The following is a 13,567-nucleotide window of genomic DNA, read 5'->3' as shown; positions in this document are numbered from 1 at the left end:
CCCTTCAGATATAGGTCCAGCCGCGAAACCCCCGGCCGGGCACGCGCGAGGGCAAAGCCTGTTCCAGCCCCGCCTCGGCAATCAAGGAGGCCATGACTGCGCGCGCCTCCGCCAACACTTGCTCCTCGTCCAACAGCGTCGATCGACCGCCCTCCAGCAATTTGGTGCCGGCCACGAACACCGTATCGACATTCGCCGCCGACCCAGCCCAAATCAGCATACCCACGTCGCGGCGGCGCAGCGCACCCGGCTGGGTCGTCGCGTGATCGAGATCGACCAGCACGCAGTCGGCCGCCTTGCCGACTTCCAGCGCGCCATTCTTCTCCTCCATGAAAAGAGTCCTCGCGCCACCCAGCGTCGCCATCTCCAGCATTGTCTCGGCGACCGCCCAATGGTCGCGCCCGGGCGCCGGTGCGCCCGCCGCCCGCTCCCGTTTCACCGCAATATTTTGCGCCAATATGGCAAGACGCATCGCCTCAAACGGGTTCTGGCAGGCGGTGACCAGTGGCGCGTCCGTGCCAATCGCGGGCAGCAGGCCCGCCTTCAGGAAATCATGGATTTGCAGGCCCGTACCATCGAAGAATCGCAGCATCGGCACGAGCGCGACCCGCGCGTCTGCTGCGGCCAGCAATCCATATTCATGGGGCAGGATCGAAACGGCCTTGCCCGCATAGACGGGCCGGTCGAGCAGGCCGAAACGCTGATAATATTCGACCTGCCCACCATCGAAGCCCCGCGCCTTGAGCGCGGCGCCCCGACTGTTGTCGGTCATGTCGACATCGACACGCATCCCGATGGCGCCCGCCCCATTCACGATGCGGCGCATATCTTCCGGATCCTCCAGAAACTGGAAGTTGAGGAAGCCCGTCGCCACTTCGATCCGATCGGACGCGAAGCGGCTGCGCAACCTTTCCGCCTCCATCAATCCCGCCTCCACCGTCTCCCGGCCTTCAGGCGCCACTCGCTGCGCATTGACGATGCAACGGCAGAGAAAGCCGCGCATCCCCGACGCTTTCACCGCGGCCCAGCTGCCGTCCGCGCTGTCCTTACGGATATTGGTGAAATGCTCGTCATGGGTCGCGGTGTAACCCGATTTCAGCAAATCCAACATATGCGCGCGCGTCAGGATGAAGGCGCGTTCCTCGTCCAACCGGGCAGTCAGCGCCTGAAGCTGTTCAAGCAGCGCGACGACCGCCGCCGGTATGTCGAGTACCGGCCAGCGATCATCATTATAGCCCCGGAAGGCAACCTGGATCAGATGATTGTGCGCATTAACCATGCCCGGCAGCAGCATCCGCCCACGCGCGTCGAGCGTCTCGCGTCCGGCAAAGACGCAATCCTCCATCCGTCCGACCCCGGCTATCCGCCCGCCGTCCATCGCCAAATAGCCATGGGTATAGACGCGCCGATGGCCGTCCATAGTGACAACCATGGCATTGCGGATCAGCGTATCGACCAGACGCGGCTCGGCCATGGCTGGGCCGTCAGCGCTTCGGGGTTGCGCGGGCCATGCCGCCCAGCACCTTCCACTGTCCGTCTTCGCGAACCCAGGTATGCGTCACCTCGAACCGCTCGTCGGCCGGGGTGCCATCGGAACGCTGCGTGCGATGGGTGTCGTAATAGATTATCGCCGTGTCCCCATTCATGGCGAAGCCCGTGAAGCGCATCGCCAGCTTCTCCTGATTCTTGCCCTTGAGTTCCCGGCCGGTCCTGTCGAGACCTGCATGGCCCTCCGGCATGGTCCGCAGCGGCGGCCAGGCCAGATAGTCGGTCGCTGTATTGGCGAGATAAGCGCCGATGTCCCCGCGCCCGCGCGCGGCATAGATCGACTGTTCCTTGACCCAGATCTCAGCCTGTGCCGCCGCCTTTTCTTCCGCTGCGGGAACGGTCGGGGCCGCGAAGGCGGCGGAGGTGAGGCCAAGACAGAGAGCCGCGCGCGGCAGATCACGCATCTTCATGACAAACTTCCCTTTCAGCATTTTGAGCGGCCCATAGGCGATGAGGTCGAGCAACATGTTCGCGCCGTCATCATCACCTGCGCGCCGGCGGCAGCCAGGCGCACGGAAGTTTCCCCGCCCATACCCCCCGATCCGCCGGCGACCAGCGCCGCCTGTCCCGACAATGTTACGTTCATCGCGCATCCTTTCTGCAGACAGGATAGGCGCGCAGCGCGAACCGCCACTTGCCTTCGCTGCGACTATCCACCCAGCGGAGAAAATGGGTGTCGCCGCTGGTTCCTGCTTCGGCTCCCACCCAGGCAGGACGCTTCGTTGATCAGGGAACATCGCATGAGCCGGGCCTTCATTCTCACGACCGTCACCGTCACCAATCCGCAGGCCTTCGCAGCCTATCGTGCCGCCATCGCCGGCCTCAACGAGCGGATCGGCGGCGACATGCTGATCCGCGGGAGGACGATCGAACTGCTGGAGGGCGATGGTGAAACGGGCGAAGTGATCATCGTCATCGGTTTTCCCGATGCGGGCGCCGCCCGCGCCTATATCACTTCACCCGAATATCAGGCGGCCCGCCCACTGCGCGAAGCCGCAGGGCGGTTTCGCATCAGGCTGGTCGCCTGATCCCGCGCTCAGGCCGTTCCCGGCTTTCGCGCTCGGGTGATCCAGGGATAGCCGTCCGCGCCGATCGCGTACGCTTCCACATCGACGAAGCCGACCTTCTCCAGTTCCCGGCCCCAATCGCAGAGGCAGGAGGTGGTGAAGAAGGGTTCCTCGCGATGTTCGGTATCCCAGTCGAGGATTACGGCATGGAAGATGTCGACCGCCCGAAAAGGGGGCGGGTCGCTCAGCACAATGTCGCCTCCGGGCTTCAGGATACGGAACATTTCGGCGAAAAGCTTGGCATTTTCCTTGGGCGGGAGTTCGTGATGCAGCGCGTAGGTCATGACCGCATCAACGCTGCTATCCGGTTCGCCGGTATCGGTGGCTTCCCGTTGCTTGAGCGTCACGTTCAGACCCTGTCGCTTTGCCAGCATGTGCCCGTTGCGCAGCAACAGCGTTGAAAGGTCGCACCCCGTCAGCCTGGCCTGCGGAAACACGGTCGCCAGCGCGCGGAAGGTCGACACCCCGCCGCAACCCGGCTCGTAAATATGGTCATAATGGTCGCGCGGCAACTGGCGCACAGCGTCGATCCGCTGTTGGGTGATGTCCGCACCCGCACCGACCGCCGCATAACCGCCATGGCGGAAGACATGCGGGCCGACGGCGAAGGCGAACAGCGGACCGTAGAGATCATAGCCGTCCCATCCGCCCGGCTCCAAATGCCACTCCGTTTTCGCCTGATAGGCAGGGGGCACGAGATCGGCGTCGAGTTCCAGCCCATCCGCTTGCTCTTGTCCACCTTCCGCGATGAAGCCGCTGAACATCGCGCGCCGTTCCTCAATAGCGGGGATGCCACGGTTGAAATTCTCCTCTGCCACATGCCGCTGGAGGAAGCGCTCCAGCCGGAAGACCGGATCACGATAGGCCAGCGCCTTGGCCTGTTTGACCCTTTCATCGACGTCCGTGCGATCCTGCGATCCATTGCGGTGCACCTCCGCCAATGCCGCTCCTTGCGGCATGGCATGAAAATTGGCGCGCGCCGCCGAACGCAGCTGGGTGGAGGAAAGTTTCTGGATGGCGCCCAGCATCTGCATACCCGCACGCCCATGTTGAGTCAGACCGAAGGCCGGCTGCGCGCCGGCGGGGGTCGCATTGGTGAAAAAGGTCATCAAGGCTGCTCCCGTTACGATTCCATGACGGAAGGCTAAGACGATATGGCATGATGTTTCAAACTGGATATACTCCTGTTACCATGATCTAAAATCATGACTTGGTCGATCTGCGAGAAAATGACGATGGAAATGCAACATCTTCATCATTTCATTGTCACGGCCCGGCTGGGCAGCGTGGGCAAGGCCGCCGATGAGCTGAATCTGACCCAATCGGGCATAAGCCGTTCGATCCGCACGCTGGAGGATTATCTGGGTCTGCCGCTGTTCAGGCGGGAGGCGCGCGGCGTCACGCTCACCGAGTTCGGCGAGCAGCTGCTGCCCCGGGCACAGGGCATATGGAACGCTCGGGCGCGCACGCTCAACGAGATGATGGCCTATAAGTCGCTGCGGAGCGGCCATGTGGAGATCGGCATCCACAATGTCTTCGCCTATGCGCTGGCGACCGACACGTTGGCGGACTTTGCCGCCGCCTATCCCAATGTCGACATGACGGTGGTAACGCGGTCAGACCCCGAACTCAGCCGCAGGCTGGTGAAGGAGGAGCTGGATTTCGGTTTCACCCTGTTCGTGCCGGGATTTCGCGATCCCCGCCTCGTCTATGAAACGCTGTTCGTCCTGACCTGCGGCACCTATGCCGCGCCCGATCATCGGCTGGCAGGCCGCAAGGGCGTGCGGACAGACGAGCTGGCGGAGTGCGAATGGGGACTTGCAGGCAGCACGGCGTTGCGATCGACCTTCACCGCCTTCTTCACCGATCGGGGCATGCTTCCGCCCGCGCGCGTCGTGCAGTCAAGTTCCATCGCCCTGCTCGCGGAGCTGGTGAGCCGCAATCAGTTGCTGACCGTGCTGCCCCATGCTGTCGCGCAGGGGCCGTTGCTGGGAGGCCGGCTGGTGCGGATCGATGCGTCCGAAACGCCCGCCAGCGATCCGGAAGGCGGGCTTGTCTACCGGCCCGACATCATACGCACACCAGCCGTGACGATGCTCATGACCATGTTCCGCGAACTGGCCAGGAGGATCTGAGCCTTCAGGCCGGTTTGCGCGCGATCGTTACCCACGGATAGCTGTCGGGGCCGAGCGCGCGGGCCTGCACATCGACAAAGCCGATCCGCTCCATCTCCATGCCCCAGTCGCAGGCACCCGCTTCGGAGAAAAAGGGCTCCTCGCGGTTGTCCGTGTCCCAGTCCAGCAGCACGGCGTGAAAGGCAGTGACCGCCCGGAAGGGTGGCGGATCGCTGAGCACGATATCGCCGCCGGGCTTGAGGATGCGGAACATCTCCTGGAGCAGGGCGATATTGGCGCCATGCGGCAGTTCATGATGTAGCGCGAAGGTGACCACGGCATCGAAGCTTTCGTCGTCCTCCCCGGTTGCGGCTGCGGCGTCGCGTTGCCTGAGCGTCACTGGCATCGAGAGCCTGTCCGCCAGCCGCCGCGCCGCGCGGAGCTGTTCAGCCGAAAGATCGCAGGCGACCAGGTCGGCACCCGGAAAGCTGCGGTGAATGGCAACCAGCGTCGATCCGTTGCCGCAACCCGGCTCATAGATGCGCCGGTAATCGCGGCGCGGCAGCTGCGCCACGACATCCAGCCGATGCTGGCCGATATTGGCGCCGACAGGTGCTGCAGCGAACCCGCCCAGCGCGAAAATCGGCTTGATGACAAGCAGGCCATGAGGGCCGTAAAGATCATAGCCGTCCCAACCGCCCGGCCGCAAATGCCAGTCGCAGTCGTAATAATCGGGCATCGCGAGATCGGAATCGAGGTCTATCCGGTCGTCGACATAGGCGTCGGGTTCGGCCGCGAATTGGTCGCGCCGCGCCTCGACCGCCGGGATGCCGAACTCATAGATAGAGAGCGCGACATAGGCCTGCATGAAGCGTTCGATCCGATAGAGCGGCTGCTGCTCGGCCAATGCCCTGGCCTCGCCGACCCATCGGATGATCGCTTCCCGGTCTGCCCCTTCCGGCGCGCGGGCGATGGCGCTGGCGCCGGGCGCAACCTCGAATGCGCGGCGCGCGGCATCGCGGACATGGCTGGAAGCGAATTTCTGCATCGCCCCCAGCATGGCGACGCCGGCGCGGCCATGCTGGCCAAGGCCTTGCGAAGCCGTGTTCCTCATGCCTTTTCATCCTCTGCCGTCGGACGCTTCATGCCCGCCCGCGCCAGAATCTGGTCGACGCTGCGCTCGCGAGCGGCAAGCGGCGCGCCGATGACATTGCCCACCATCCGGTCGCGCAGCATCTCCAGTCTCGCTTCGAAGCCGGCATCGGGAATATGGTCGTTGATCTCCTCCGGCATGACGATGCCGCGTGTCTCCAGCACATGTTCCAGCACGGCCAGCCGGTCGCGGGTGATCCAGAGTTCTGTCAGCAGCGCGGTGACCATGCGGCCAAGATCGTCGACATTGTCCGGGCCGAGATAGGTGTTGGACATGGGTTATTCCTTGTTCTTCTTTCGTCTGCGCCTATCCCGGCCATCATCATCCGTCAGAAACGATAGGATGCGGTGACGCCCCAGGTACGGCGTTCGCCGGGATATATGCGGGTGTATGTGATGCCCGAAAGCGGTGATCCGTCGGCGACCGACCCGACCACGGTGGCACGAGCGTTATAGTGATAGTCGAACAGATTTTTGACCCAAAGCGAAATGTCGACGCCTTCGGAAGGTTGCAGGCCCGCGCGAACATTGACCAGCTCGATGTCGCCTTGCTCCTGGAAGTTCAGGCTGTCGCTATACTTGCTCTTCTGGAAGGAATAATCCGCCTGCACATAGGCATCCGTACCTGGCAGAATGTCGCGCACCGTATAACCGCCGCTGACCGCCGCCTGAAAATCGGTCGTACGCGCCAGCTGGTTGCCGCCCACGGCATAGGAACATCCCTTGACGCTGATCTGGGTGCCCGTGATGTCGCCGCAGGGCGCCGCAACCTCGCCGTCCAGCACATCGTCATCATAGGTGGGCTTCAGCTTCGTGCCCGACAGGCGCAGATAAAGGTCGGGCGTGAAGTTATAGGTCGCCTCCAGTTCCACGCCGTAGGATGTGGCGCCGCCATTATTCTGAACGACCGCCAGCGTCGAGCTCGGGATCTGGACCTGCGCCTGCAAATCCTTCCAGTCGATATAGAAGACCGTGGCATTCAGCTGAAGGTTGCGCAGCGGGTTCGACTTGACGCCCAGTTCATAGGTCCAGTTGGTTTCCTCATCATAGGCGAATTGCGGCAGACCGAAGGCGTTGGAGTTGAAACCACCCGTCTTGTAGCCACGCGCCACCGAGCCGTAGAGCAGCGCGCCGTCCAGCTTATAGTTCAGCGTCAGGCGTGGCGTCAGATATTTATAATCCTGGCTGCCGTTCGCCGACGCAGCCGATCCGCGCCCCTTAAAGTCCTGCGTCTCGTCATTGTAACGCATTTCAAGCTGGGCGTTGAACCGTTCCGTGAAATCATAGGCGAGCGAGCCGTAGAGCGCCCAACCCTTCGTCTTCAGATTGCCGCCGCGCTGGGAAAAGGCGATTGGCTGGGCCGTCGGCTGTCCCAGCGGCTGTGCGGACAGCTCCAAGGTGTCGGAGATGCGCGAATTGAAGTAATAGACGCCGCCGGTCCAGCGCAGCGGCCCTTCGTCATTGGAATCGAGCCGAAGGTCGACAGCGGTTTCCTTCGATGCATCGCCCACCGAATTGGTGAATTGCTGGCGCGATCGGGTGCCCGACGCCTGATTGATGGCATTGGGATCGGCGGTGGTATCGATCAGCGAAGCATAGCTGGCGCGGGTATGGCTGACGAGCGCGGTGAGGCTTGCCGGACCAAAATCATAACTGGCCGTGCCATAGAAAAGGTCGCTGTCGCCGGTCAGGCCATAGCCGACATTGGTGTCCATGTTGACGCTGGTATAGGTCGGCAGCTTGCCGCAGAGGAAGGTGTAATAAGTCTGGCCGTTACGCACCACCTGCGATCCGCAATTGTTCGCGGTGACAGGCGTTCCGACCAGCGGCCCCTGATCATTGGCCTGATCGGTGTGCGAGGCGAACAGCTTCAGCGTGAATTCGGCGGTCGGCTGGAACAGCAGCGACCCTCCGTAAGTATAGCGGTGATCGTAGCCGCCAATATTCTGGCCGTCGCGCAGATTGCGGATGGTGCCGTCGAACTCCGCATATCCGCCGAAAGCGCGCACCGCCAGCACATCCTGCACCAGCGGCACGTTGACGCTGGCGGACAGTTTGCGGCGGCCATAATCGCCCGCCTCGGCGATCAGCGCACCGGAAATCGCCTTGGTGGAGGGCGCGCGAGTCACATAGTTGATCGCGCCGGCAAAGGTGTTGCGGCCATAGAGGGCGCTCTGGGGTCCCTTCACCACCTCGATCCGGGCAATGTCCATCAGGCCGAATTCGAGGCCGGAGCGGTTGTTGAGATAGACGCCGTCGACGAACACGCCGACATTGCCCTGCGCGCCGATCTGGTCGACCTGCGCGATTCCGCGGATGACGGGAGCCTGGAAGGCACCGTTGGAATCCTGAAAGGCCAGGCCCGGCGTCTGCGTGGCAAGATCGGCAAGGCTGGCGGTCCCGGTGCGCTGGAGCGCCTCGTCGGAAAAGGCGCTGATCGCCAGCGGCACCTGTTGCAGGCTTTCTTCGCGCCGACGGGCGGTGACGACGATATCGCCGCCGGGTTGGTCGGCAGTGGGCACCGCAGGCGACGACTGCGCCAGAGCGGGAAGAGACAGAACGGCGCTGGCAAAGGCCAGTCCGGAAACAGATGCGCGCAGCAAGATCGGCATGGTCTTCATGATGCTTCCCCCAAATATGTCGTCCGGCCTTTCCCACCGGATTATCCTCGACTGGTGGGCCAGACCTTTCCGCCGATGCGCGCCGTGGGGAAATAGGAATGCGCCCGCTTCACCGCCAGACGGATAAAGTGCAGGTGCCCGCAGGCTCCCGCCCGGCGGCGCATATAGGCCTTGCCCATGGACATGCGCAGCGAAACGGAATTTTCAGCGGCGGCCGGCAAAAGGCGGCTGCCCGGCGTGATCAACCTGCTGGCGATCGCCGGCGGCTTCGTCGCCGCCAACAGCCATTTCAGCCAGCCGCTGCTGCCCTCGATCGGCGCAAGTTTTGGCCAGTCCCCCGCGTTGATGGGCGCGCTGCCCGCCATCACCCAGTTGGGACTGGCAGTCGGGTTGCTTGCCGTGCTGCCGCTCTACGACCTGTTCGAGCGGCGGCGCGCGATCGTCGCGACCCTGCTGCTGCTGGCGGTGGCAGCGGCCATCCACGCCCTTTCGCCGACGCTTGGCTTTCTCTGGATTTCGGCCTTCTTCGTTGGCCTGGGCTGCTGCGCCGCCCAGTTGATGACGCCCTACGCTGCGCTGCTGGCGCCGCCGGGCCGGGAGGGGGAGGCCTCTTCCCGCGTGCTCTCCGGCGTGCTGGTGGGGGTGCTGCTCTCCCGCATGGTGGCTGGCGCTGTCGAACAGCTTGCGGGCTGGCGGATGCTCTATGGCGGATCGTCGGTCTGCCTCCTTCTGGTCGCCGCCGTCGTGGCGCGCCGCGGTGTCATCAGCCGCAATCGGGAAGCCATGTCCTATGGTATGCTGATGGCGTCCCTCGGCCGGATGATCGTGACGATGCCGCGCCTGCGCCGCCACGCCATGAACGGGGCGATCACCTTCGGCATGCTGATGGCCTTCTGGGGCACCTATGCCATGCATGTGCAGTCGGCCTATGGCTTGGGTCCTTTGGCGACGGGCCTGATCGGCATAGTCGGTATAGCGGGTGCGACCGGCGCGAGCTTTGCCGGACGGCTCGTTGATGGCGGGCGGTTCCGTCAGACCCAGTTGCTGGCGGGGTGGCTGATGCTGGTGGGGTTCGGTCTGATGGCCCTGCCGCTGCGGAACCTTCCGCTGCTCTGCCTTGCCGTGCTGCTGATCGACCTTGCAGGCGGGCTCAGCCACGCTGCAAACCAGTCCTCCGCCTTTCGGCTGGCACCCGAAGCGCGGGGCCGGATCAACAGCGTCTATATGGTCGCCTATTTTCTGGGCGGCGCACTCAGCGTCTCACTCAGCAGCCTGCTCTACCTGGCCGCGGGATGGTCGGCCATCTGCCTCTATGCCATGGCGCTGGCGCTGATCCTGCAGGCGTTCGAACTTCTGCGCCCGGCGCAGCGACTGGAAGCCCGTGGATAAAAGCGGCTCCATCCGGTCGCTCTGCCGGGGAATTGCCGTTCTGACGGCGATAACCTCATCGGCACCTTGACGCTGATGGAAATCTGCGACGGATGTGCCGTCCCTTATGCCACCGCTTCGAGCATTGCCCAGACTTTGGTGAGCGAAGGGCTGATCGCTCGCGATCCGGGCAAGATGGCGGGGATCGCCCTGCCGCTGTCCGATCAGGAACAGGTGACCGGAGCGATCACCCCGAGCTATTTCGCCTCCGCCATGCGGATGGCGGAGGCGGTTAACAGGCGGCTGCCCGACTTAAGGGGCCTTGCGGAGCTGCCGGTCCTTTAGGACGGATCGACCGGCGTCGACAGCTTCTCTTCGCTGAGGTCGTAATATTTGAGCGCGACACAGCTCAACGCCAGCAAGATCATCGGCCCGATCGAGGCGAGGAAATAGATTGCGCTGATCGCCGAGGCAGGCTGGGCTGCGGCCGAACCCCCGGTCGCCTTTACGTAGCCCGACAGGCCAAGCAATATGCCGGTCAGCGCGGCGCCCATGGCATAGGCCAGCTTTTCGACGATGGTATAGACGGCCGAGAGCATCCCCTCGCGGCGCAGGCCGGTGCGACGATAGTCCCATTCCATCGTGTCGGGCAGCAGCGACTGACCGAACAGCAGCACCGCACCCGCCGCGACGCCGAGACCGACCGCGCGCGCCAGCGTGAGCGCAAATGGCTCGCCGGGCTGGAGGAAGTACCAGCTAAGGTACATGACGGCATAGAGGGCGGTCGCGACCAGATAGACCTTCCGCTTCCCCCAACTGCGGCCGACCCGCACCCATAGCTGTTGCGACAACATCATGGAGAGATAGAAGACGAGGAAATAAAGGCCCAGCATGGTGTCGCTGAATTGCAGCACCTGCCTGAACAGGAAAGGCATGGCCGCCTGCGTGATCGCAAGAGCCGTCAATTGCAGCAGCTTGATGACCAGCAACAGCATGAACGGCTTGTTGTCAGTGAGCATCCTCAGCTTCTGCATGAAGCTGAGGCGCACATGCTCGCTGCCATAGTGAAAGGGCGCGTCGCGCGTGGTGCGGAAGCAAAAGACGGTACCCGCCACCGCCAGCGCGGCGACGAAGAAGGACATCAGACTGTGCCCCCCCTGCCCACCGCCACCCCTGGCGATCAGCGTCGGGCCGACATAGGTGGCGACCAGGCTGGCGACGGCGACCGCAAAAACGCGGAACGAAATCAGCCGCGAGCGTTCATGATAATCCGCCGTCATCTCCGCCGGCATAGCCATGTAAGGCACCGAAAACACCGCATAAGCGGTCGAATAGAAAAGCAGGCCGAAAATCACATAGGCCAGCACCATCGTCGGGTTCAGCCCTTGCGGCACGTTGAAGAGCAGCAAGGCCGCGGCGGCCAGCATCACCCCGCCCGCCAATACGAAGGGACGTCGCCGGCCATGGCGCGAGCGCGTTCGGTCGCTGGCCGCCCCGACGATCGGATCGATCACCGCGTCATAGAGCTTGGACAGTGCCATCAACGAACCGGCGAGCGCCGCGCCAATGCCGACATAATCGACAAGATAACGCAGCAGCAGCACGTTCACTGAATTGAACAGGGCCGCAACCGCCAACGTGCCCGCGCCCCAGCCGATACAGGTGAGCAGCGGCAATTTCGCCTGACCGCTTTCGATGGGCCGTTCATCAGCCACACTCGCCATAGATGCTTCCTTCTTTAACCGGCAATGCCGAAATTGTGGCGTTATGCTGCCGCCTTGCCATCTGCTTGGGACCGCCTATCCGACAGACGGATATTTGAGTCAGCCGAGAAAAGCGACCATCGCCCGCGCCGTATCCTCCGGCTTCTCCTGATGGACGAAAGACCCGGCGCCCGCGACCTGCACGATCGTAGCGTCGGGCCGCGCCCTGCGACCTGTTTCGACATATCGGGTATAATAGCCCCGATCCGCATAGATCATCAGCAGCGGTGCCGTCGTTTTTGCGAGCAGCGCTTCGGTGTTGGAGAGCGCGACGCCCCGTTCCGAGGGGCGAACCCAGCGATCGGCCCTGGCGCGGCTCGCGTTCTGCTCCTCCTCTATGACCGGGTTCACGGTCCCGAAACGGGAAACCTGCGCCATGCTGCGGGGTTTCGGGCGCCAGTCTGCGGTCCAGACCGCAGGATCGCGATCGGCCTCCACCTTGTCCAGTTCCTCGCGGCTTTGCCCGGCGAAGAGGCTGACGCTGGCGAGGATCAGCCGCGAAACGCGCTCGGGATAACGCGCCGCCAGATTGATGCCGACGATGCCGCCCAGCGAATTGCCCGCGACCGCAAACCGGTTGACGCCCAGCTCCGACAGGGAAGCGAGGATCAAGGCGGCACTCTCCGCAACCGTCTGAACATGGGGCGGACGGCCAAGCATCGCCGATCCGCCATGCCCCGGCAGGTCCATCGCGATCACACGGTGGCGAGCGGCCAGCAGCGGCGCGACTGCGCGCCAGTCCGCCAGCCAGCCACCGACCTTGTGGAGCAGCAGCACCGGCTCACCGTTCGATGGGCCGAGCGTCCGATAACGGATCACGCCGCCGGCACGCGGAATGTCGCCGCCGCCGGTCCATGGCGCTTCGATGCGAGACGCCGCCGCTTCCGCCATGGCTGGGGCCGCCGCCAGCAGCGCCGCCCCGGTCATGAAGCCTCTGCGTCTCATCCCGGCCCCGTCACTCATGCCGCGCTCCGTCCCCGTGCCGCCAGGCTGCGACGCGTAACCCGCTATTGGCGGCAATATCGGCCCAGAAGAAGGCGATATCGTTCATATGCAGATTGCCCCCCGGCAAACGCTCGACCGGCAAATCCTGACGCGTCGTCACCCGCAGAACGCCGCCTTCGCAGCTGGCCGCCACGGCGCCCGGAACCAGCGGGGGCAATGCGTTCTTGTCGGCGGGACCGGGCAAGGCGCCCTTGCTGCTGTCGAAACCCGCCGCAGGTCGGGCGAGCGAGAAGCTGAGGGGATTTACGCAGAGCAGGGTCGGATCGCGTCCAGCCACGCCATAGTCGCGGACGGAGCGGGCGACATAGGACGCTGTATCGGCATCATGCGCGAAACTGTTCCAGCTGGCGATGCAGCCCGTCGAATCCGGCTGCGCGCAGGGCGGCAGCCCGCGCGGCAGACTGCCCAGCGGCATGCCGACCCCCGGCAGAAAGGCCACCACCAGCCGCTTCATCAGCGGCGTGCCGGAAATCTCCTCCCGGATCAGACGCAGTCCGTGCAGAGCGCCCTGACTGTGCCCGGCGATCAGGAAGGGGCGGCCGTGAGCATGATGGGCGATGAAGGCGCGGAAGGCCGCGCGCACATCCTCATAGGCAAGATCATAGGCTTTCTGCCCCTCGCCGTCGCGCTCGACAAAGGCGCGGCTCGACGCCTGCCGGTAGCGCGGCATGAAGCGTCGACAGCAATCGGCAAAGGCGCTCGTCTGACGCGCCGTCACACTTGCGTCGACCCATTCGCGGGCTTGGCGGTCGGCAAGGTCCTGATTCCATCGGTCCGACCGGAAGGTGGTGGGGTGGATGTAAAAGAGGTCCGCGCCCTTCCCCTTTGCTGCATCTTCCAGCAGCGCCCAGTTTTCCGCACGCCGATAGTCCGGCCCGGCCGGTGCCCCCGCCGTCAGCAGCAGCACCGCCAGCGCGGACAGCACAGCC

General features: G+C 64.0%; 13 protein-coding genes. 4 read left to right on the top strand and 9 right to left on the bottom strand.

Annotation, left to right across the window (positions count from 1 at the left end):
- Positions 1-4: 4 nt before the first annotated feature.
- Complete coding sequence (locus ACFC3J_RS00935) at positions 5-1,474, bottom strand: amidohydrolase family protein (protein ID WP_375194340.1); 1,470 nt, start codon at positions 1,472-1,474, stop codon at positions 5-7.
- 10 nt (positions 1,475-1,484) lie between these two features.
- Positions 1,485-1,958: a nuclear transport factor 2 family protein gene (locus ACFC3J_RS00930; protein ID WP_375194339.1), complete on the bottom strand. Its 474-nt coding sequence runs from the start codon at positions 1,956-1,958 to the stop codon at positions 1,485-1,487.
- Between the two features lie 330 nt (positions 1,959-2,288).
- Here ACFC3J_RS00930 and ACFC3J_RS00925 point away from each other — a divergent pair, with 330 nt between their 5' ends.
- Positions 2,289-2,576, top strand: coding sequence for a DUF1330 domain-containing protein (locus ACFC3J_RS00925; protein ID WP_375194338.1), 288 nt, complete (start codon positions 2,289-2,291; stop codon positions 2,574-2,576).
- A gap of 8 nt (positions 2,577-2,584) precedes the next feature.
- Here the strand turns inward: ACFC3J_RS00925 and ACFC3J_RS00920 are convergent, their stop codons facing one another.
- On the bottom strand, positions 2,585-3,724 hold the full coding sequence (locus tag ACFC3J_RS00920; protein WP_375194337.1) for a methyltransferase domain-containing protein: 1,140 nt from the start codon (positions 3,722-3,724) through the stop codon (positions 2,585-2,587).
- A 96-nt stretch (positions 3,725-3,820) separates the two neighbouring features.
- Here ACFC3J_RS00920 and ACFC3J_RS00915 point away from each other — a divergent pair, with 96 nt between their 5' ends.
- Entirely contained in the window at positions 3,821-4,750 is a 930-nt protein-coding gene (locus tag ACFC3J_RS00915) for a LysR family transcriptional regulator (RefSeq protein ID WP_375194336.1), read from the top strand.
- A 4-nt stretch (positions 4,751-4,754) separates the two neighbouring features.
- Here the strand turns inward: ACFC3J_RS00915 and ACFC3J_RS00910 are convergent, their stop codons facing one another.
- From ACFC3J_RS00910 to ACFC3J_RS00900, 3 genes are read right to left on the bottom strand one after another with little or no spacing between them, the layout of a single operon-like run.
- Positions 4,755-5,843, bottom strand: coding sequence for a methyltransferase domain-containing protein (locus ACFC3J_RS00910; RefSeq protein WP_375194335.1), 1,089 nt, complete (start codon positions 5,841-5,843; stop codon positions 4,755-4,757).
- A complete protein-coding gene (locus tag ACFC3J_RS00905) occupies positions 5,840-6,157 on the bottom strand; it encodes a hypothetical protein (protein WP_375194334.1) in 318 nt (105 codons plus the stop codon). Before ACFC3J_RS00905 ends, ACFC3J_RS00910 begins: the two co-directional genes overlap by 4 nt.
- 53 nt (positions 6,158-6,210) lie before the next feature.
- A complete protein-coding gene (locus ACFC3J_RS00900) occupies positions 6,211-8,502 on the bottom strand; it encodes a TonB-dependent receptor (RefSeq protein ID WP_375194333.1) in 2,292 nt (763 codons plus the stop codon).
- 183 nt (positions 8,503-8,685) lie between these two features.
- Here ACFC3J_RS00900 and ACFC3J_RS00895 point away from each other — a divergent pair, with 183 nt between their 5' ends.
- Positions 8,686-9,891, top strand: coding sequence for an MFS transporter (locus ACFC3J_RS00895; protein ID WP_375194332.1), 1,206 nt, complete (start codon positions 8,686-8,688; stop codon positions 9,889-9,891).
- 75 nt (positions 9,892-9,966) lie between these two features.
- Positions 9,967-10,215 carry a hypothetical protein gene (locus tag ACFC3J_RS00890; RefSeq protein ID WP_375194331.1) on the top strand — a complete coding sequence of 83 codons (249 nt, stop codon included), beginning with the start codon at positions 9,967-9,969 and terminating at the stop codon, positions 10,213-10,215.
- On the opposite strand, the gene ACFC3J_RS00885 is transcribed toward ACFC3J_RS00890, so the two are convergent.
- The 3 genes from ACFC3J_RS00885 to ACFC3J_RS00875 form a co-directional block, all read right to left on the bottom strand.
- A complete protein-coding gene (locus ACFC3J_RS00885) occupies positions 10,212-11,594 on the bottom strand; it encodes an MFS transporter (RefSeq protein WP_375194330.1) in 1,383 nt (460 codons plus the stop codon). The genes ACFC3J_RS00890 and ACFC3J_RS00885 overlap by 4 nt on opposite strands.
- 99 nt (positions 11,595-11,693) lie before the next feature.
- Entirely contained in the window at positions 11,694-12,596 is a 903-nt protein-coding gene (locus tag ACFC3J_RS00880) for an alpha/beta fold hydrolase (RefSeq protein WP_375194329.1), read from the bottom strand.
- Positions 12,589-13,563, bottom strand: a complete 975-nt coding sequence (locus ACFC3J_RS00875) for a DUF3089 domain-containing protein (protein ID WP_375194328.1) — start codon at positions 13,561-13,563, stop codon at positions 12,589-12,591. Before ACFC3J_RS00875 ends, ACFC3J_RS00880 begins: the two co-directional genes overlap by 8 nt.
- Positions 13,564-13,567 lie beyond the last annotated feature (4 nt).

Origin of the sequence: Sphingobium sp., assembly GCF_041987595.1 — a bacterium.
Taxonomy (GTDB): Bacteria; Pseudomonadota; Alphaproteobacteria; order Sphingomonadales; family Sphingomonadaceae; genus Sphingobium.
This window is presented reverse-complemented; position numbering and strand designations above follow the sequence as displayed.